Source organism: Vreelandella halophila, assembly GCF_019903425.1.
GTDB classification, from domain to species: domain Bacteria; phylum Pseudomonadota; class Gammaproteobacteria; order Pseudomonadales; family Oleiphilaceae; genus Halospina; species Halospina halophila.
This window is the reverse complement of the sequence record NZ_JACHUZ010000012.1, coordinates 63,693-83,417: the sequence shown is the minus strand read 5'-3', so window position 1 is coordinate 83,417 and position 19,725 is coordinate 63,693. Positions and strand designations below refer to the sequence as shown.

The following is a 19,725-nucleotide window of genomic DNA, read 5'->3' as shown; positions in this document are numbered from 1 at the left end:
CTGGGCGGCAGTAATCTATGACCGGAACCAAACGCATGTCTGAACCCGCGCAATACGCCGGGGCCACACCGGGCCCTGATGCCAGTCTTATTGTCAGTAGTCTTGATGACGCGATGGCGAGCCTGGAGAAGGCCCCACCCTCCGCCAGGGTCAATCACGTGGGCCGGGTCCTGGACGAGGCCCTTAAGCTGCTGGGCCTGCCGGAAGGGCCGGCGCTCCTGTTCGAGCGTGCTCCCCGGCTGGAGCAGGCAGGGCTGTTTGTAGGCAGCGACTGGGAGCGGCCGGATTCCCTCCAGGCGCGTTTCGTGCCCTCCACCTTCGCCGAGGGCGATGCCCGGCTGATCGCGCTGGAGTGTCTGAGTGAACTGCGCATGCTGGCCGTGGCCAATGGCAGCTGGTTCCATCCGCGGCTTTCCGCCGAACAGGCGGAACACTTCCTGACCCAGGTGCTGGCCTTTAACCTGCAGTCGCTGTTCGGCATCAGTGATGAGGCCGCGCGTAACCGGCCAGCGGGCATCCAGCGCATGCTCGACCATCACCTGGGGTTCGTGGCCGAGCACATCGGCTTCGACAGCATTCTGGATCATGTGGTGGCGGAAGTCTGGCGCCTTCTGCGCCAGCGGCCGATACAGGTGGACAACATCCGCCAGATGATCGACCGCATCGCGGTCTGTCTTTTCGACCCGGAAGTAAGCCTGGGGACTACGGCACGCGGCGCCGAACAGCTGGTGAGCGCGCTTTACGGACCCACCCAGCATTCGCGCGAGGATCCCGGGATGGGGGGCTATGATGAGCGCGTCCGTGGCCTCGACAACATGGCGCTGGATGCCGAGGCTGCCAGTTTTTCCCGTGCCATGCATGATACCGGGCTGGTGTCTCCCTACCATGCGACCTTTCTGCGCTATGCCCTGGAGCAGGACGATGCCGAGATGGTCGCCCGCTGTCTGGGGCTGAGCAGCACCGGCAGGGACTGCCTGCTCTGCTACCGCAGTTTCATGATGGACCTGGCCCGTTACAGTCTCTTTCCGGAAACCTGTCAGGCCCTCTATGGGCTCGCCTGCCTGCTGGAGCGGGGTATTCTCTACCAGGACAGCATTGCCGCCGCCCTCTGGCGCCAGATGAAGACTCCCATCCACGCGGATGTACGCTCACTGCTCGCTGGCCTCTATGGTGATGCCCATGAACCCGGCGTCTTCCTGATGGCAGGCCTGATCAGCGCCCTGGGCCTGCCACTCGGTCTGGGCCAGGGCAACAATCCCGCCTGTCAGTCCACCCGTGCGCTCTCCATGTGGGCGTACACGGACCCGGCCTACCTGCTGCAGTTGGTGCGCTGGGCGTCGCGGGACAACCAGGTGGTGATGGAATTTGAGGGCCAGTCCCTGAACTCCGCCTATCTCTACACGGGTGTGGTCAGCCAGTGGAACCTGGACCTGGATCCCCTGTCACTGGTGCTGGTACCGCACCTCGACCGGCTCTACCTGGAAATGGGGCGCCTCTCCGACGGCCGTGGGGAGGATCCGCACCGCTGGATCAACCCGGAATTCCACGGCTGGTGGGTGCATCGCGGGTTTGCGATCGCCGTGGACGTGGAGACCGGAAAACTCGAGGATCCGGACGGTTTCATCCGGACGTTCTACTCCCTGTACAATCCGCTCTACAACGGCAATACCCCCGTGGTGCATCCGCAACCGGCCGGTATTGCCGTCACCGACAGCCAGGCGCGATTCGTCGGCTGGCACGCCATTGCGGTTCTTAGGGTAGCGCTGGACCAGGACGAGGTGATGCGGGTCTATTTCTACAACCCCAACAACGACAGCGGCCAGGACTGGGGCAAGGGCGTGACCGTCTCCACCGAGGGCTATGGCGAACAGCACGGCGAATCATCCCTGCCGATCAGCGAATTCGCCTCGCGGCTCTACATCTTCCACTACGATGTGACCGACTGGCAGCTGCACACCACCGAAGTCCCGCCTGAAGAGATTGCCGCCGTACGCAGCCTGATGGAGAACAGCTGGGGGGCAGACCGCCTCTAGGAGCTTGCCCTGCTCGCGATATCGCTTGCTGGGCAAGCTCCTACAGAGCCTCCGCTTAACCGTGGGGCGCGCCTCAGAACGAGCGCCGCTGCCCGTACGCCTGCTCCGGCTTGCCGGTATTCCGGGCCACCGCCGTGCGCTGGTTGGCCCGCGCGATGATTTTCTTCTGCAGCCGGCTCTCCCAGCCCAGCGCCGTGCGGTCATCCGTCTGCCAGGCACGGTTGTAGAGCAGCTTGGTGGCCGCCACCGCATCCGGCGATTTCATTTTTAGCTCCTCCACAAAGGCCAGTGCGTCGTCCAGTGGCGTGTCGCTCACATGGGTCACCATCCCCAACCGTTCCGCCTCGGGCGCCTCAATGACCCGCGCCGTCATGGTCAGTTCCTTGGCCTTATCAATCGGCATGAGTTCGGAGAGGGTGGTGGTGATGCTCATATCCGGAATCAGCCCCCACTTCGCCTCCATGATCGAGAATTCGCAGTCGCGGCTGCTGTAACGGAAGTCCGCCCCCAGCGCGATCTGCAGGCCGCCGCCGTAGCAGACCCCGTGGGTCACCGCGATCACCGGCGCTGGCACCTCCCGCCAAAGGTAGCCCACTTCCTGGGCTAGGTTGCTGATCTTCCGTCCCGGCTTGAACAGGAGCTTGGCGAAGTTCATCGGGTTGGCGGTGACACTCTTCACATCCAGCCCGGAACAGAACACCTTGCCGGCTCCCTGCAGGATAACGGCCCGGATGGAACGGTCCTTCTTCAGTGTTTTCGCGGTGCTGGCAATGGCATCGAACATCGCCATGTCCAGGCCGTTGTACTTGTCCGGCCGGTTCAGGGTGACCCAGGCGATGTCGTTATCGATTTCGAGGGTGACTCGGTCTTTCATGGCTACTCCGTTATTGAACAGACGGAGTAAGGGCGGGTAACGCTAATCGGGACACGCTGTGAATACATCCGTGTACGCTTGTCTTCCGCCATCCATGGCTCCAGACAGTCCCGCTTAGCGTTACCCGCCCTTACTCCTGAGCATTCCCGGCTTCTGGCGTTCCAGCATGAAATTGAAGACGCTCAAGGTTGCTGCAGGGTATGGAGCAGAGGGGCTGGCAGTGTCTGTTGGGAATGTCTGGAGCCATGGATGGCGGAAGACAAGCGTACACGGACGTATTTACAGCGTTTCCCAACAGACACTGCCAGCCCCTCTGCTAAGAACAGTCTATCAGGCTGGAGACGTCTGCATAGGCGCCTGATACCGCCGCAACCGCAGGGCGTTAGTCAGCACACAGACACTGGAAGCCGCCATCGCCAGGGCCGCGAACATCGGCGACAGCAACACCCCGATGAAGGGATACAGCACCCCGGCCGCTACCGGAATCAGCAACGTATTGTACCCGAAGGCCCAGAACAGGTTCTGCTTGATGTTGCGGATCGTTGCCCGGGACAGCCCGATCGCGTTGGGCACATTCTGCAGATCCCCGGACATCAGCACCACTTCCGCCGATTCAATGGCGATGTCCGTCCCGGTGCCGATGGCGATGCCCACATCCGACTGCGCCAGCGCCGGCGCGTCATTGATGCCATCGCCCACAAAGGCCACGGCACGGTTGCCCTCCTGCAGCGCCTTCACCGCATCCACCTTGCCGTCCGGCAGGACCTCCGCCTGGACCTCATCAATGCCGCACTGGCGGGCAATGGCGTTGGCGGTGTGCTGGTTGTCGCCGGTGATCATGGCCACGCGCAGACCCGCCTCATGCAGGTGCCGGATGGCATCCACCGTGGTTTCCTTGAGCGGGTCCGCCACCGCGATCACCGCGGCCAGTTGCCGGTCCACAGCGGCGTAGAGGGGCGTGCGGCCCTGGTTGCCCAGCTTTTCCGCCGTGTTGCCGCTCTGGTCGGTGGGCACACCCAGCTCCTTCATGTAGCCGGCGCCGCCCAGGGCCACTTCCTGGCCATCAACCCGGGCGATGACGCCCTTGCCGGTGGCCGTATCAAAATCGGACACGTCCGAAAGGCTCAGCTCACGCGCCTCGGCGGCTGCCACAATGGCCCGGGCGATGGGGTGCTCCGAGGCCTGTTCCACGCTGGCGACCAGACGCAGAAGCTCGTCCTCCTGTTGGTCACCCATCACCTCAAAGTCCGTCAGCTCCGGCTGGCCGCGGGTAAGTGTGCCGGTCTTGTCGAAAGCGACCACCTCCGTGTTGCGCAGGCGCTGCAGGGCATCGCCCCGGCGGAAGAGAATGCCCATTTCGGCGCCCTTGCCGGTGCCCACCATGATGGAGGTGGGCGTGGCCAGGCCCATGGCGCAGGGGCAGGCGATGATGAGTACCGCCACGCCGTTGATGAGCGCGAAGCTCAGTGCCGGGTCCGGCCCGAACAGCAGCCAGATGCCGAAGGTCAGGGCGGCGGCGGCCATCACCACCGGCACGAATACGCCGGCCACCCGGTCCACCAGCGCCTGGATGGGCAGCTTGGAGCCCTGGGCTTCCTCCACCATGCGCACGATCTGCTGCAGGGTGGTGTCATTGCCCACGCGGGTGGCGGTAAAGGTGAGGCTGCCGGACTGGTTGATGGTGCCGCCCACAACCTCGTCGTCCTCGGCCTTTTCAACCGGTACCGGCTCGCCCGTGATCATGGATTCATCCACCCAGGAGCTGCCGCCTGTGACGGTACCGTCCACCGGGATCTTTTCGCCTGGGCGGACCTGGACCGTGTCGCCCTGGGCCACCTCTTCAATGGCGATCTCCTGGGCGTCGCCATCCCGGATCACGCGGGCGGTACGCGCCTGGAGGGTGAGCAGCCGCTTGATGGCTTCACCTGTCCTGCCTTTCGCCCGTGCTTCCATGTAGCGCCCGACCAGGATCAGGGTCACGATCACGGCGGCGGCCTCGTAATAGACCTGCACCTGGCCTTCCGGGAGCAACGAGGGCAGGAAGGTGGCGACCACGGAATAGCCCCAGGCTGCTGAAGCCCCGAGCATCACCAGCGAGTTCATGTCCGGCCCGCCGCGCAGCAGGGCGGGCAGGCCCTGGCGGAAGAACCGCAGGCCAGGGCCGAACAGGACAATGGTGGCCAGCACGAAGAACAGGTAGTAAAGCGGCTGCTGGCCAATGGCCTGCATCTGCCATTCGTGGAAGGCGGGGATGAAATGGGCACCCATATCGAGGATGAACACGGGCAGCGTGAACACCGCCGCCACAGCCACGGAGCGCTTCAGGGACCGGGCCTCGGTGGCCTGGCTGTCCTCCTGGTCCTCACCCGTGGTTTCCTCGCGCAGCGGGCTGGCCTGGTAACCGCTCTCGCTGATGGCGCTGGCCAGTTCATCAGCGCCGACGGTGCCGGCCACCACTTCCACCGTGGCTTTCTCTGTGGCCAGGTTCACGCTGGCGTCCACCACGCCGGACACAGCCAGCGCCGCCTCCTCCACGCGGCTGACACAGGAACCGCAGTGCATACCGGTGACCTGGAAGCGGAGGGTTTCGGTCGCGACATCAAAACCGGCCTGCTGGACTGCCTGTTTCAGTGTCCCGAGGGAGACGGAGTCCCCGGCATGGACCCGGGCTCTGCCCGTGGCCAGGTTCACACTGGCCTCACTGACCCCATCCACGCCGTTGAGAGCCTTCTCTGTCTTGCTGACACAGCCGCCGCAGTTCAGGCCTTCTATGGTGAGGTCGTATTCGCGGTCTGTAGTACTCATGGGTGCTCCTCCTGCCGCTCCGTTCAGCGGTTGAGATTCTTGTTATAGACCTGTGGGTTACCGTATACAATCAGAATAGATGCCGTACCATGGTACGGAGTCAAGTCCAGAGCTGAGGAGAACAATGCTTACCATCGGAAAACTGGCTTCTGCCTGTGATGTGGGGGTGGAAACGGTCCGTTTCTACCAACGCAAGGGGCTGCTCGGGATCCCGCCCCGTGAAGGCGGCGTTCGGCACTACGGGAATGAGGATCTGCGTCGTCTCCGGTTCATCCGCAAGGCGCAGGCAGCGGGGTTCTCGCTGGTGGAGATCAGGGAGCTGATTGGCCTGGATGCCAGCTACGATCATCACCGTGCCAGAGAGCTCGCAAGGAGCCGTATTGAAGCGCTTGATGTCAGGATTCAGGAACTGCAGCAGGCCCGTGATTCGCTGGAGCAACTAGCAGCAGACTGTGAGGCAGAGGATTCCGGCCCCTGTCCGATCCTGGCGTCATTCGGGTTGTGAGATTCGGGCTCAAGCTCTGGCGCTCGGTAGGGTTGGGCTGCTCGACTTGCTCAGGTATGAAACTGCCGCCCCGTCCTCGGGGCGGCGCAGGGGGTCATTCCGTATCAGTCAGAAACTGCCTTTGACGCCTACTGAGAACGTTGGGCCGTACTCTTCAAACTGAAGCGTTTTCCCTTCAGAGCCCTGATAGAGCTCCAGAGGTTCATCCGTGATGTTGGTGACCTCAGCGAGAACCTGTACCGAGTCGTGAACCTGGTAGGAAGAGGTGAAATCAACCTGGGTGTGCTCGGTTTGATAGACATCATAACGCGTGTCATCACCCAGCTCGTCCAGGATCTCATCACGATGGCTGACGCTGAGCCGGGTACTGACTGGTCCTTCCTCGTAGCCCACGTACAGGTTGCCGGTGCGATCCGGAGAGCTTGGCAGACTGAAGGTTTCGCCACTGCGTTCCGGCACCTCCAGCTCCGTATCAAGCAGCGTCAGGTTACCACCCAGCAGAACACCCTTCAGGGCTCCTTCTCTGAAGCCGTACTGGAAGTTCGTTTCAACGCCCTGGACGCTGGCTTCGGTACTGTTGGTGGGTCGAGTGACGTCGAAGCCACTGAATTCGGCAACATTGTTGCGCGTCTGATCCACTACAAAGTTCTCGATATCCTTGTAGAAAGCGCCCAGGGACCACACGCTTGCCTCAGCGAAGTACCAGTCGAACATCAGGTCATAATTGGTTGCTTCAAAGGGATCCAGGTCCGGATTTCCCTGCTCCACTTCCTGATCCTCACGATCAATTTCGGTACGGGGCGATATATCCTGGTAATCCGGGCGGGCGATGGTATTGGTCCAGGCGCCTCTGAGCACCATGTCATCTGTGAGGTCATAGCTGGCGTGAACACTGGGCAACACGTTGGTGTAGTTTGAATCCGCCGTTCGTGGGCTGACACTGAGGTTGCCATTGGTGTCGAACTCCAGCTCGTTACCCGTAGCCGAAAAGTCGGTTTGTTCAACGCGGACACCACTGATCACTTTCCAGCGATCCTCCTCCCAAGTACCCATGAAATAGCCGGAAGTAACGTCTTCCTCGGCAACGAAATCCTCCGCGGTTCTCAGCTCCCTGATTTCGTCACGGTCATCAGGGTCAATGTTGAAGTCTTCACGGTTGGCATTGTAGAAGTTGAGATAGCGGTTAAAGCTGATGCGGTTACCGAGATCAGCAAAGCCATGATCCAGCGATTCCGTGGAGAAATTCTTCAGCGCGCCATCCGAAAACTCGTCCAGCCGGATGTTGGGTGTATCAGCCAGCTCGATCTCGTTGACATCCACATCCTTCTCAGTGAACCGCATGTCCACACCGGTCTTGAGCGTCAGACTGGCGATATCCATAGCGCCAGGGAACTCAACATTGAAACCGATGTTCTGCTGGTCATCATCCACAGCCTTCGGTTCCAGGATAGTCTTGTCCAGAACAAAGTTGGCGTCATTAAGGACACTGCCGCTAGGCGCGTTCACATCGACATCAGGTCGGCCATTACCGATTGAGAAATCGGCGCCAAGCTGTCCCTGGTCGTATTCAAAGCGGCCTTCGTTTTCGTCCGTGACCCGCTCTTTCGTGTCGGATACGCCGGCGTAATAATCCAGGTTCCAGTCTTCGAAGTCATGCTCGCCGCCCGCATTAATTGCGAGGGTATCCTGCTCTTTCGTGCGGAAACGAATACGCCGGTTGTAGTCACTGCCGTCAATGTTCTCGATGGTTCCACGGTTGCCGTCAAAGCTGGTCAGACTACCGCTGTCCAGATCAAACTTGTTGCGTTGGCGGGTTTCTTTGTCCGTGAACTCACTGTAGAGAGTATCCACGAAAAAGCGTGTATCGCTGTCGGGCCGGAACTCCAGGTTCAGGTTGGCACCCAGGCGTTCGCGGTTGACGAAATACTTGCGCTCCTGAAGCTCGACAATCGTGAAACCCGGTCCGTCGGGGCCATCGAGTTCGTCGTACTCAGCCTCCACGTTATCGGATTCGAGCTTACGGTCCCTGTAGTTGATTCCGAAAGAAACGCCCAGCGTATCGTTGAAGACATCGCTCATGCTGAACTGAAAATTAGGACCAGTCTCGCCGCTGAGCTGGTTGTGGGAGGCTTCCGCACGGTAGCGTATCTGGCCCTCATCCTGTTCAAAAGGCGAGGCGGACTGCACATTCACGTTACCGCCTATGGAGTCGCCTGCCATGTCGGGCGTGGGGGCCTTGGTAATGGCAATCGTGTCGACCGAGCCCGTCGGTATGACGTCCAGTGGCACTGCGCGGGAACCGTCTTCGGGCGTGCCCAGGCGCATCCCGTTCACGGTGACAGTGCTCAACTCGGGTCCAATGCCGCGAATACTGACAAACCGACCCTCGCCCTGGTCACGGGTAATGGAAACCCCCGGCAGACGCTGGGCGGATTCCGCCACGTTCTGGTCGACAAACTGCCCCATTTCGTCTGAAGAGATGAAGCTCTTGATAGCATCCGCGTTCTGGTATTTCGTCAGCGCTTTGTTCTGCGCGTACTGCTGACCACTGACAAGCATCTCGGGAAGTGAAGACGCGTCAGAGCCGGCAAGGTCGACGTTCAGAACCACGTTCTCGGAGTCGGCTTCTACCTGTTCGTTGCTGGCGGGAATACCCTGGTAGTCGAAGCGTAGTGTCTGACTGCCTTCATCGATATCCTGAAGTTCGTAACGGCCGGAATCATCTGTGTAGACTGTCTTCCCGCTTTTCATTACGCGTACCTGAACGCCACTCAGTGGCTCCCCGGTCTCGGCATTGGTGACCTGGCCCGAGATATCCGCAGCCTGGAGCGCGGTGGATACTGACACCCCTGTTGCCAGCGCCAGTAGCGTGCGCTGAAAGTGGGGTCTGTTGTTTTGTCTGCTCGACATGTGGCTTCCTCATTGCTGTCGGTTAATTGCGGTTACACGGTAGGGAAAGGGTGTGACAGTTGTGTGTCCCTCGAATGTCGTCGGGGTTTCACAAGTCGTTGAGGGAGGTGGGTTTTGAGGAAAGCGTCATGATCATGACGAGGGCAGAGTATGCAGTACCCGCCGGTTACTGACGGGCAGGCCGATCAGGGCTCAATGGTGTGCGTTACTTGGAGTGGCTGTTGTTCAGGAGGCGCTTCAAGGCCTTGGTAGTGGCCTTGGCATCCCTGAAACCATCGGTCGTTACCTTCTCGCTGGAAGGGTCGTTGGACCTATAGTTTCTGAAGAAGGCCTCAATACTGGCACGGGATTCATCAGGCAGGTCCTCGATGCTGTGTACATCGCCGAAAAAGGGGTCAACATCGGCTGCCGGGACGGCAATGATCTTGTTGTCGGCTTCGCCCTCGTCGCTCATGCGTAACGTACCGATTGGGCGGACTTCTATAGCGGCACCCGGTGTAACAGACGCACGGGTGAACACCAGTATGTCGATAGGGTCGCCATCTTTGGCGAATACCGAAGGTAGCGAGCCGTAGTTTGCGGGGTAAGCGACTGGTGTTTTAAGAAAACGGTCAACAATCACATGGCCGGTCTGTTTATCCACTTCATACTTTATGGAGGAGCCTGCGGGAATCTCTACCAACGCGAGCAGACGCGCTGGTGCTTCCTCCGGCTGTGCCAGCTGGTAGGGGTGCGGGATTGTGTCTGTTGCCGCACTGGCTGTCGCACTGCTGGCGGCAGCCAAGAGTATGGCGCTTACGGCCACTGTCTGGAATAGATATCTCATGCACGCTACAGTAACGCGAAGTTGTTACAGTTCTATGTCGTCGTAATGGCTCAACCGAGCCTGAGCTCGCCAAGCATGGGTTCGAACACAAAACCCAGCAGGAAGGCGAGCAGCGCAGCACCGCCGCCCATGGCGAGTGTTTCCAGACCCGCGCGGAGCCGGGCCATACCCAGGATCTGGCCCTTGACCCAGCCAACGCCGAACAATGCGACAATAGCGGTGATCCCGCTAACCAGAAACATCTCCATACCGGCAAGAAAAGGAAGCAGGAAGGGCAGCAGGGGAATCAGACCTACAGCGATGAATACCCAGAAGGTGGCCAGCGCGGCCTTCAAGGGCGCCGGACCCGAGAGGGCATAGCCGAACTCCTCTTGGATCATGGTGTTCACCCAGAGGCGCTTGTCGGCGCTGATGGTGTCCACCACCTGTTCGAGGGTGTCCCCCTCGAAACCCTTTTGCCGGAAGATCTCCCGGATCTCCTCGCGTTCACCCTCAGGGGCGAAACGGATGTGGCGCTCCTCCTGGTCCCGAAGCTGCTCCCGGGCATCGTCCTGGCTCTTGACGGCCTGGTAGTTGCTCACGCCCATGCTGAAGGCATCCGCGATCAGGCTGGCGATGCCCAGCACGAAGGCGATCATGCCGGGCAGGCCGGCACCCGCCACGCTGGCGATGACGGCAACGGTGGTCACACAGCCGTCGATACCACCCAGTATGGCGTCGCTCAGGTAGCTCTGGCTCGGCTGCTCAGACAGGCGTTCCCGGATGGCTTCCGGCTGGTGGCTGTGTTCCAGGGGGGTGTTGGCCATGGATGCTCCACAAATCCGTATAATCAGACCCCAATGTAACCTTTCCAGCCGTTCCCGGCATTGTTACCCGTCAAACCGGCAGCATAGACTGAGATTATGGATACCCAGACCAGCGCCCTCCATGAAGTCCGCCTTGACCATGTTGTGTCAGTACTGGCGAACAGCCGGGCCCGGAATGTCCTCGACCTGGGCTGTGGCTCCGGGGCCCTGCTTCAGCGGTGCCTGGAGTCGGAGCGTTTTGATCGCCTGGTGGGGCTGGAATCCTCCGGGATTTCCCTGCGCAACGCACGGGAACGCCTGGCCTGCTGGTTGCAGCAACGGGCGCCTGCCGTTGAGCTGGTCCGGGGCTCCTTCCAGGAACCCAATCCCGCCTGTACCGGCTTCGACGCGGCGGCCATGGTTGAAGTTATCGAGCACGTGCCGCCCCGGGATCTCTCCACGCTGGAATGTGCCGTGTTCAAGCACTTCCGGCCCTCTTTCCTGGTCATGACCACGCCGAATGCCGATTACAATCCGCTGTTTGATCTGGCGCCCGGTGAATTCCGCGATCCGGACCATCGCTTCGAATGGGGGCGCGATAAATTCCGGCAGTGGGTGAGCGGTGTCGCGGCGCGTAATGGTTACCGGGTTAGCCTCGGCGGTATCGGTGAGGCGCATCCAGAACTGGGTGCACCCACGCAGAAAGCCGTGTTTGAGTTGAAATCCTAGGCTTGCCTCCCACGCGGACGGCCAGCGTGTTCCTGCCCCATTGGTTGTTAGCGGACCCAGCGCGCAACGCCTCTTTTAACACTCCAGCAAGAAAAACGTCACCTGATTGTAACAACTAGGCCCCATCATCATGGCCGCACGGCGCCGCCACCGACTCGATGCCGCCCTCAGGGCGGATAGCGTCGAAGCGGGGCCGAAGGTCCACGATCCATGGAGGTCCAACAAGGTGCATTTGAAACCACACCTGCTGGCACGCGCTATTACGGCGTCGCTGGTAATTGCCGTCTGCCCGGTGACATCGGCTGCCGACGACAATGTCGATGCGGTCACTCAGGCCCAGAAGAATCTGGATGACCTGGGGCAGGAAACACAGCAGCGCATCGATGAGCTGTCCAACGAGGCACAGTCCATGCTCGCCGAGTATCGCGCGGCCCGCGATGAGGCTGCGAACCTGCGGGTCTATAACGATCAGCTTCAGCGGCAGGTCGAATCGCAGCGCGAAGAGCTTGAATCGCTTGAGCAGCAGCTGGCGGAAATCGACCGCACCCAGGAAGAGTTCGTGCCGAGCATGCTCGAGGCGCTCGACGCACTGAAGCGCTTTGTCGAACGCGATGTTCCGTTCAGGGCCGACGAGCGGCATGCACGGGTCGAGGAGCTCGAGGACATGATGGGACGTGCGGACGTCACGACTGCGGAGAAATACCGGCAGCTGATGTCGGCTTTCCAGAAGGAACTGGAATACGGGCGCACCATCTCCACCTACCGCGGGAAGCTTGAACTCGAGGGCGAGGAGCGCAGCGTGCGCTTCCTGCGCATTGGTCGGGTCGCGCTGATGTACCAGACGCTCGACCAGCAGCGCACCGGTCGCTGGAACCCGGCTGAAGATGCCTGGGAACCCGTGGATGGCGCGTTCCGCGCAGCCTTCGAGAAGGGCTACCGGATCGCCGCCGAACAGGCGCCACCGGACCTTGTTAAGACGCCCGTCAACGCGCCGGGAGGCAACTGATCATGACGTCTACCCTGAACATTCCGCGTACCGTATCGACGTTTATTGCCAGTCTTCTGGTTGTGCTGGGTCTCCTGGCAGCCGGTCCCGTTCACGCGCAGGAGGGCTCACTGCAGCAGCTGCTCAATGAGCTGAGCGAGGCGCGCGAGCAGAAACAACAGCAGGCCGAGGAGCGCGTTAACCGGTTCATCGAGAAGGTGAACGAGCGCGAGGCGATGCTGAACCAGGCGCTTGAGGCGCGCAACGAGGCGCGTGAGCGGCGCGAGCGGCTGCAGGAAACGTTCGACGAGAACGAGGCGGCGCTTACTGAAAAGAGCGAGGAACTGGAGAACCGCAAGGGTGACTTTGGCGAGGTCTTCGGTGTCATTCGCGAGGTGGCGGGCGATACGCGCTCGATCATGCGGGAATCGCTGACCGCGAGCCAGAACCCCGAGCGCGCCGAATTCCTCGGAACGCTGTCGAACACCAAGGAACTGCCGTCGACCGGGGAGATTGATCGCCTGTGGCGCACCCTGCTAGAGGAGATGGTCGCCACCGGCGAGCTCGCCCGTTACGAAACCGAGATCGTGCAACCGGACGGCACTCGCGAAGAGGCCGAGGTGATGCGCATCGGGCCGTTCAGTGCCTTCGTCGGGAGCGAATTCCTGAACTTCACGTCGTCGACCCAGGAACTGTCCGTGCTGCCACGCCAGCCTCCCGGTCACTGGCAGTTCATGGCCGCGAATCTGTACGAGTCTGGCGGGGACGCGAAAATGTTGGCTGCGCCGGTGGACCCCTCGCGTGGCTCCATCCTCAGTCGCCTGGGCGAGAAGCCGACACTGACCGAGCGTGTTCAACAGGGCGGCCTGGTCGGCTACGTCGTGATCGCGATCGGCCTGATCGGCCTGCTGATCTCGCTTGAGCGCTTCATCACGCTGGGCCTTGCAGAACGCAGGATGAGCGCTCAGCGCAAGGACCTCGACAACCCGAACACGGACAATCCCTTGGGTGAGGTGCTGAAGGCATACCACGAGAATCAGGACACGGATACGGAGACGTTGCAGCTGAAGCTGGACGAGGCAATCCAGCGGCGTCTTCCGCGCCTTGAGCGTGGTCTCGCCACGGTGAAGATTCTCTCTGCCATTGCGCCGATGCTCGGGCTGCTCGGCACCGTCGTCGGCATGATCGCGACCTTCCAGGCGATCACGCTGTTCGGAACCGGTGACCCGAAGCTGATGGCTGGCGGTATCTCGCAGGCACTGGTCACGACCTCGCTGGGCCTGATCACGGCCGTACCACTGATCTTGCTGCACAGCATGCTCAATGGCCGCAGCCGGCGCCTGATCCAGACGCTTGAATACCAGGCCAGCGGCATTGTTGCGAACCACGCCGAGGAGCAGAACCAGGCCCATGCATGAGTTCAACGCACTGCTCATAGCATTCCGGGACTTTTTCAGCGCAGGGGGCGATGTCCTCTGGCTGATTCTGGCCGTGACCGTGCTGCTGTGGGTGCTGATCATCGAGCGCTTCCTGTTCTTTGCCCGGCGCTACCCACAGGATCTGGCCCGGACGCTGGAGCACTGGAACGCGCGTAGCGACAAGAGCTCCTGGTATGCACACCGGGTGCGTGAGGCGCTGATTTCCGAGCTGGAGATTCGCCTCAATCGTTACGTTCCCGTGATCAAGACGCTTGTGGCGGTGCTCCCGCTTCTCGGGCTGCTGGGTACCATCACCGGCATGATCCAGGTATTTGATGTGCTGGCGGTCATGGGTACAGGCAACCCGCGCGCCATGGCGAACGGGGTATCGGCCGCCACGATTCCCACAATGGCAGGCATGGTCACCGCTCTGTCCGGCCTCTATTTCGGCGTCTACTTCGAGCGCCGAGCCAAAGGCGAAACCCGCCTGTTAGCGGACAGGATGGCCATTTCCGGAGGATATTCCCATGCGTAACCGTCACGTTTCCAGTGATCAGGAAGACGCTGAACTCAACATGACACCGATGATCGACATCGTGTTCATCATGCTGATTTTCTTCATCGTCACCACCTCATTCGTCAAAGAGACCGGCATCGAGGTTTCGCGCCCCAGTGCGGATACTGCCGAACGCAAGGAGAAGGGCAGCATCCTGGTTGGCGTTCGCGCTGACGGCGAGGTGTGGATGGACAATCGCCAGATCGAGAAAGACGCGATCCGCGCGAACGTTGAGCGCATGCTGGCGGAGAACCCGGAAGCCAGTGTGGTGGTGGTCGCGGATGAAAACGCGAGCAGCGGCATACTGGTCCAGGCAATCGACCAGGCGCGCCAGGCCGGCGCCTCCGGTGTCTCGGTCGCGGCGCGGCAGGGGGAATAGGCTATGGCCGCGGCTCGCGCACTGCGCCTGATATTCGCCATTGCCGTCGGTGGCGCGATCACCGTGGCCCTTTTCGGGCTCATGGTGTGGCTCGTAACCAACGAGAACACGGGCCTGGGTGACTCCTCCAACGACGACCCGATCAACTTCATCCAGTATGAGGAAGAGCCGGAGACGCGCACCAAGGATCGGCGTTCGAAGCCCGAGGAGCCGGAGGACCCTCCGCCGCCGCCCGAGTCCCCCGAGCCGGTCGCACAGCAACAGACCGACCCGCGCGAGGCCATGCCGGAGATGGACATGCCGAACATGGACATCGACATGGGTGCCGGCAGCGGGCCTTACGTCGGCGATTTTTCCAGTGATGCCGGGGTTAACACGAATGCCACGCCGACCTCGCGCGTTCCACCCCAATACCCCCTCGAGGCCCGGCGCGAAGGAACCCAGGGGTTTGTGACGCTGGAGTTCACCATCCGGCCGGATGGTTCGGTCACCAAGATCACCGTGGTTGATTCGCATCCTGAAGGAACGTTCGAGCAGGAGGCCAAGCGTGCCCTGTCGCGGTGGACGTTTGAACCGAAAGAACAGGACGGACGCAAGATCCCGCACCGCGCCCGCCAGACCATCCGCTTCAAGCTCAACTCGGGTTGAGCGCTGAACGAGAGGAGACCGTCATGACCATGTCCTTGACACAACGCCTATACCGCTTCGCCGCGGCGAGCGCCATTGTGGGGCTGTGCGCCGCGGCGCCGGCGCAATCCCAGGAACTCTCGCGCTCGACCCACAAGGCGCTCAACGAAGCGCGCGAGCTCATGGATGAAGGGAAGCACGACGCCGCGCTTAGTGAACTCGAGCAGCTGCTCGACAAGGTTGAAAAGCGTGATTACGAGAAAGGGCTGACGCTGCAGGCACTCGGCTATGCCTACCTGGGCATGGAGCGTGAGCGCGATGCCATCGATGCCTTCGAGCGGTCGCTCGCGGTGGAGGCACTGCCGGATACGCCACGCCTCAAGCTTCAGAATATGCTCGCGCGACTGTATGCGCGGACCGAACAATACGAGAAGGCCTACGGGTACCTTGAGGACTGGTTCGCCGAGATCGAGGATCGGGGCGCCGACGATTACGCCCTGAAGGCGAATATCCTGGCGCAGCTTGATCGCGGTGAGGAGGGCATCGAAGCGATCAATAAGGCGATCGAGATAAGCGACCGCCCGAGGGAGCAGTACTACCAGCTGCTCGTGTCGCTGCAATACCGGTCGGACCGTTTCGCCCCGGCGGCGGAGACCCTGCAGACCATGCTGACCCTGTGGCCTGATAAGGGGCAGTACTGGACCCAGCTCGCGAGCGTCTACCTCAATCTTGAGCGCAACGAGGACGCCCACGCGGTTCTTGAGCTGGCCTACCGCAAGGGCCTGCTGGAAAGCGAGGACGAAATCCTTCGGCTCGCGCGCACCGGTCTGACGATCGGCGTCCCGGCGGGCGCGGCCGAATTGATTGAGCGGGAGATCGAACGGGGGCGCATCGAAGCCAACGAGGACCATTGGGCGCTCGCCGGGCAGGCGTGGATGCGGGCCAAGGAATGGGAACGGGCGATCACGGCGTATGACGAGGCGGCCCAGCAGGGCAGCCCGGGTAAGTATCACCTGCAAAGGGCGAGTCTGTTCACCCGGCTGAATGACTGGCAGGGCGTTATCGATGCCGCACGTACAGCGCTCCAGGGTGACGACCTTGAGAATCCCGGAAAGGCGCACATTCTGATCGGGCGTGGTTATCTCGAGTTGGGTGAGCACGACCAGGCAATGGCGGCGTTCAACGAAGCAAGGGACTACACCGATACGGCCAAGCAGGCGCGCCGGTGGCACCAGTACGCCGACCGGCAGAAGAAAAACGGCTCAGGCACCAATCGCTCCTGACAGCGTCCACCTTTATCCCCTGGGCCGCCACTCGCGGGCTCGGCGGCCGATCGCCGCCCTAAAGCGACGTAACAAAACTGTCACCTTCCCCGGGTAGCATTTAACGGCAACTCCCTGGTGGTGCCAAATCCCATGCCGCCAGGGGTTTCAATAGACCTGAAAGGGCCAATCATGAGATACACGAGAAACGCAGTGACAGCGCGCGCGGCGCTGGTTTTCCTGGCAGCGCCCATGATGGCGACGGCACAGGCCGCCACACTGACAGGCAAGGTGGTCGAGCCCGACACCCAGGCCCCTGTCTCCGGTGCGACGGTAACCGTCCAGGGTGCGGACACCGAGGCGATCACGGACGGTGGCGGCAACTATGAACTCGAAGTCGATCCCGGCACCTATACGCTGGAGGTCGAGGCGGGTTCGGACTACGAGACCAGAACGGTTGATGGCGTTGAAGTAACCGATGATCAGCCGGCTACGCGCGCCATTGAACTGGCGCGGGGCGGCACCGAAACGGCCGAGTTCGGAGACTATGAAGTCCAGGCCGGCTATCTTGAGGGCTCGCCCGCATCGGTGATCACAACCCAGCGCGAGGCGCCCCAGGTGTCCGACGTGATCGGTTCCGACCAGATGGAGGCCGCGGGTGACTCGGAGGCCATAGGCGCCCTCAAGCGGGTGACCGGCCTGTCTGTCGAGGACGGCAAGTTCGTCACGATCAGGGGCCAGCCGGAGCGCTATACCGAGACCACGCTGAACGGTTCGCCGCTGCCGAGTCCGGACCCCATCCGCGAGATTGCACCGCTTGATCTGTTCCCCACCAGCATCCTGTCCTCGGTCAGCGTCTCCAAGAGCTACGACGCGTCGCAGCCGGGGTCCTTCGGCGCCGGCCTGGTCGACTTGCGCACGCTTGCCGAGCCGGATGAGACCTATTTTGAGATTTCTGTATCAGCCGGGGGCAACACCCAGAGCACTGGCGAGGATGGGCTGACGTACGACGGCGGTGACCGTGACTTCCTCGGTACTGATGACGGCACGCGCGAGATCAGTGGCGGACTTAGTGGTCTCGACGGCAGCAGCGGCTTCAAACCTGGGTTGGAAGAAGGTGCACAGAATATGCCGAACATTTGGGCGGCTAAGGACAAGACGCTGCCGCCTGATCTCGGGCTGTCGATCGCCGGTGGTACGAACACCGAGGCACTCGGCGCCGACGTCGGGATCAATGGGACGCTGGGTTGGGATCGCGAATACCGTCAGCGGGAAACGACCGAGAACCGGTACGCGGTAGCCGAGGATGGCCTACGGCTGACACAGCAGCAGCTTGAAGAGCGTACGGATCATAACATTGATCTGAGCGGCTTCCTCGCGGTGTCGTTGGACTGGGGCGACCACAAGCTCACCAGCAATACCTTTCTGAGCCGTAAGACGACCGAGCGCGCTGAGTTGCGAACCGGCGAGCGCTCGGTTAGCGAGTCGCTGGAGATCGAGAACGTCACGCTCGACTGGAATGAGCGCCAGATGTTCGGCGAGCAGCTCGTGGGCGAGCATGACTTCGATGTGGTCAAGCTTGATTGGCGTGCGCTTGTTGCCAGGGCCGAAAGGGATAACCCTGACCGGCGCTTTTACAGCCGCACGCGGGCGCTCAACTCCGGCAATGATTTCCGTCTCACGGACCGTGATGACGCGACGCGCAGCTTCATCGACACTCAGGACGATATCACTAGCCTGGCCTTCGACCTGGAACGCTCGGTGTTCGATAGTGGATCGCTATCGATTGACCTCTCAGGTGGGGGTGCCGTTGACAGTCAAGACCGCGAATCCAGCACACGCACACTCGGCCTGCGTCCGGACCCCAATGCGGTGGACACGAGCGACCCCATTGAGGAGATCCTTGCGCCGGGCAATATCGGCAACGGTGTTGAAGTGGGTGACAACTCCAATCAGACGGACTTCTACGAGGGTACTGCTGACGTCCAGGCGGCTTACCTCAAGGCCGACTTTGGCTGGGCGGACACGCTGCGTGTGGTTGCCGGCCTGCGAGGTGAGAGCGCCGATTATGAGGTCGAGAGCCTGAAGACCACCGACGATCCAGTGGTCGCGGGCTTTGAGGAGTCGAACCTGCTGCCGTCGCTGTCGGGTACCTGGTTCTTTGCGGACGATATGCAGGCCCGGGTAGCGCTGGGTAAAACTATCTCGCGTCCGACGCTCAATGAGATCGGTGGTGATCCGAACGGTACCGGTGTCCGTTACCGCGACCCGGACACCAACGAACAGTTCACGGGTAATCCGGGCCTCAAGCCTGCCGAGATCGAGTCGCTCGACGTGCGTTGGGAGTGGTTCCCGTCGCCGGGCGAGCTCGTCTCCGCCGGAATCTTCGCCAAGGACTACACCAATGCTCTGGAAGAGGAACTGATCCCCTCAACGACAGGCACCATCCGCCGCGTGAGCAACGCCAAGGAGGCAACGGTACTGGGTTTTGAGGCCACCGGCCGGCTGAACCTCCCGACCCTCATCGGTACCTACGATGACTCCTGGAGCTGGACTGAGCAGATGTACCTGCAGGGCAATTTCTCGCTCATTGACTCGGAAGTAACAGTCGACGGCGACACACGGCGACTCCAGGGACAAGCCGATGAGCTGGTCAACCTGCTGGTCGGTTATGAGACCGGCGCGCACGACCTGGCGTTGGCGGCCAACTTCACCGGGGAACGCTTGGCGTCAGTATCCCGCCAGCAGCCGGATATCTTCGAGGAGGCACGGACCCAGATCGATATCGAATACGACTACCGGTGGAGCGACAGCATCAGCATCAGTGCCGGTGTCGGGAATCTGCTCAACGAGTCGATCACCGAAACGCAGGGCGGTCGCACCTACGAGACCTATGAGCCGGGCGTCGATTTCGATGTTGGCATGAAGTATCGCTTCTAGGTGCCCCGGACTGTCATTGGATCATTACACAAGCTTCATCAATCTGAAACAAACCGTCTCTAGGGTGATGAACATCCCGGAGCGGGATAAA

Annotated in this window: 15 protein-coding genes; 10 read left to right on the top strand and 5 right to left on the bottom strand. The window is 61.4% G+C overall.

Translation table 11 applies throughout. The features are described 5' to 3' along the window. Nucleotides 1-35: 35 nt before the first annotated feature. Nucleotides 36-2,033, top strand: coding sequence for a hypothetical protein (locus H4I92_RS02900; RefSeq protein WP_077529160.1), 1,998 nt, complete (start codon nucleotides 36-38; stop codon nucleotides 2,031-2,033). A gap of 73 nt (nucleotides 2,034-2,106) precedes the next feature. Here the strand turns inward: H4I92_RS02900 and H4I92_RS02895 are convergent, their stop codons facing one another. Both H4I92_RS02895 and H4I92_RS02890 read right to left on the bottom strand, forming a co-directional pair. After that, entirely contained in the window at nucleotides 2,107-2,907 is an 801-nt protein-coding gene (locus H4I92_RS02895; protein ID WP_179105611.1) for a crotonase/enoyl-CoA hydratase family protein, read from the bottom strand. A 330-nt stretch (nucleotides 2,908-3,237) separates the two neighbouring features. Continuing rightward, nucleotides 3,238-5,712, bottom strand: coding sequence for a heavy metal translocating P-type ATPase (locus tag H4I92_RS02890; protein ID WP_077529158.1), 2,475 nt, complete (start codon nucleotides 5,710-5,712; stop codon nucleotides 3,238-3,240). Between the two features lie 124 nt (nucleotides 5,713-5,836). Between H4I92_RS02890 and H4I92_RS02885 the strand changes: the two genes are divergently transcribed. Next, entirely contained in the window at nucleotides 5,837-6,217 is a 381-nt protein-coding gene (locus H4I92_RS02885; RefSeq protein WP_077529157.1) for a MerR family transcriptional regulator, read from the top strand. 108 nt (nucleotides 6,218-6,325) lie between these two features. Here H4I92_RS02885 and H4I92_RS02880 read toward each other — a convergent pair whose 3' ends face one another. From H4I92_RS02880 to H4I92_RS02870, 3 genes are all read right to left on the bottom strand, one after another. Continuing rightward, nucleotides 6,326-9,127 (bottom strand): TonB-dependent receptor, encoded by a 2,802-nt coding sequence (locus H4I92_RS02880; RefSeq protein WP_077529156.1) that lies wholly within the window; start codon nucleotides 9,125-9,127, stop codon nucleotides 6,326-6,328. A 205-nt stretch (nucleotides 9,128-9,332) separates the two neighbouring features. Continuing rightward, nucleotides 9,333-9,911: an inorganic diphosphatase gene (locus tag H4I92_RS02875; RefSeq protein WP_179105610.1), complete on the bottom strand. Its 579-nt coding sequence runs from the start codon at nucleotides 9,909-9,911 to the stop codon at nucleotides 9,333-9,335. Between the two features lie 92 nt (nucleotides 9,912-10,003). Beyond that, nucleotides 10,004-10,759 (bottom strand): VIT1/CCC1 transporter family protein, encoded by a 756-nt coding sequence (locus tag H4I92_RS02870; RefSeq protein WP_077529154.1) that lies wholly within the window; start codon nucleotides 10,757-10,759, stop codon nucleotides 10,004-10,006. Nucleotides 10,760-10,855: 96 nt separating this feature from the next. Here H4I92_RS02870 and H4I92_RS02865 point away from each other — a divergent pair, with 96 nt between their 5' ends. The 8 genes from H4I92_RS02865 to H4I92_RS02830 all read left to right on the top strand — a co-directional run bounded on the left by H4I92_RS02865 (nucleotide 10,856) and on the right by H4I92_RS02830 (nucleotide 19,634). Then, nucleotides 10,856-11,467, top strand: a complete 612-nt coding sequence (locus H4I92_RS02865) for a methyltransferase (RefSeq protein ID WP_077529153.1) — start codon at nucleotides 10,856-10,858, stop codon at nucleotides 11,465-11,467. A 226-nt stretch (nucleotides 11,468-11,693) separates the two neighbouring features. Further along, nucleotides 11,694-12,473 carry a DUF3450 domain-containing protein gene (locus H4I92_RS02860; RefSeq protein ID WP_179105609.1) on the top strand — a complete coding sequence of 260 codons (780 nt, stop codon included), beginning with the start codon at nucleotides 11,694-11,696 and terminating at the stop codon, nucleotides 12,471-12,473. A gap of 2 nt (nucleotides 12,474-12,475) precedes the next feature. Then, the gene (locus tag H4I92_RS02855) at nucleotides 12,476-13,870 is read left to right on the top strand and encodes a MotA/TolQ/ExbB proton channel family protein (protein ID WP_077529151.1); all 1,395 of its coding nucleotides are present in this window, start codon (nucleotides 12,476-12,478) and stop codon (nucleotides 13,868-13,870) included. Beyond that, nucleotides 13,863-14,405 (top strand): MotA/TolQ/ExbB proton channel family protein, encoded by a 543-nt coding sequence (locus H4I92_RS02850; RefSeq protein ID WP_077529150.1) that lies wholly within the window; start codon nucleotides 13,863-13,865, stop codon nucleotides 14,403-14,405. Before H4I92_RS02855 ends, H4I92_RS02850 begins: the two co-directional genes overlap by 8 nt. Further along, complete coding sequence (locus H4I92_RS02845; protein WP_077529149.1) at nucleotides 14,398-14,805, top strand: ExbD/TolR family protein; 408 nt, start codon at nucleotides 14,398-14,400, stop codon at nucleotides 14,803-14,805. Before H4I92_RS02850 ends, H4I92_RS02845 begins: the two co-directional genes overlap by 8 nt. 3 nt (nucleotides 14,806-14,808) lie before the next feature. After that, the gene (locus tag H4I92_RS02840; RefSeq protein WP_077529148.1) at nucleotides 14,809-15,453 is read left to right on the top strand and encodes an energy transducer TonB; all 645 of its coding nucleotides are present in this window, start codon (nucleotides 14,809-14,811) and stop codon (nucleotides 15,451-15,453) included. Between the two features lie 23 nt (nucleotides 15,454-15,476). Then, the gene (locus tag H4I92_RS02835) at nucleotides 15,477-16,715 is read left to right on the top strand and encodes a tetratricopeptide repeat protein (RefSeq protein WP_077529147.1); all 1,239 of its coding nucleotides are present in this window, start codon (nucleotides 15,477-15,479) and stop codon (nucleotides 16,713-16,715) included. A 192-nt stretch (nucleotides 16,716-16,907) separates the two neighbouring features. Then, complete coding sequence (locus tag H4I92_RS02830) at nucleotides 16,908-19,634, top strand: TonB-dependent receptor (RefSeq protein ID WP_179105608.1); 2,727 nt, start codon at nucleotides 16,908-16,910, stop codon at nucleotides 19,632-19,634. The last annotated feature ends 91 nt before the right edge of the window (nucleotides 19,635-19,725 follow it).

Coding starts and splice junctions, on each gene's coding strand:
- H4I92_RS02900 (WP_077529160.1), top strand. CDS start 36: ATGTCTGAACCCGCGCAATACGCCGGGGCCACACCGGGCCCTGATGCC.
- H4I92_RS02895 (WP_179105611.1), bottom strand. CDS start 2,907: ATGAAAGACCGAGTCACCCTCGAAATCGATAACGACATCGCCTGGGTC.
- H4I92_RS02890 (WP_077529158.1), bottom strand. CDS start 5,712: ATGAGTACTACAGACCGCGAATACGACCTCACCATAGAAGGCCTGAAC.
- H4I92_RS02885 (WP_077529157.1), top strand. CDS start 5,837: ATGCTTACCATCGGAAAACTGGCTTCTGCCTGTGATGTGGGGGTGGAA.
- H4I92_RS02880 (WP_077529156.1), bottom strand. CDS start 9,127: ATGTCGAGCAGACAAAACAACAGACCCCACTTTCAGCGCACGCTACTG.
- H4I92_RS02870 (WP_077529154.1), bottom strand. CDS start 10,759: ATGGCCAACACCCCCCTGGAACACAGCCACCAGCCGGAAGCCATCCGG.
- H4I92_RS02865 (WP_077529153.1), top strand. CDS start 10,856: ATGGATACCCAGACCAGCGCCCTCCATGAAGTCCGCCTTGACCATGTT.
- H4I92_RS02855 (WP_077529151.1), top strand. CDS start 12,476: ATGACGTCTACCCTGAACATTCCGCGTACCGTATCGACGTTTATTGCC.
- H4I92_RS02850 (WP_077529150.1), top strand. CDS start 13,863: ATGCATGAGTTCAACGCACTGCTCATAGCATTCCGGGACTTTTTCAGC.
- H4I92_RS02845 (WP_077529149.1), top strand. CDS start 14,398: ATGCGTAACCGTCACGTTTCCAGTGATCAGGAAGACGCTGAACTCAAC.
- H4I92_RS02840 (WP_077529148.1), top strand. CDS start 14,809: ATGGCCGCGGCTCGCGCACTGCGCCTGATATTCGCCATTGCCGTCGGT.
- H4I92_RS02835 (WP_077529147.1), top strand. CDS start 15,477: ATGACCATGTCCTTGACACAACGCCTATACCGCTTCGCCGCGGCGAGC.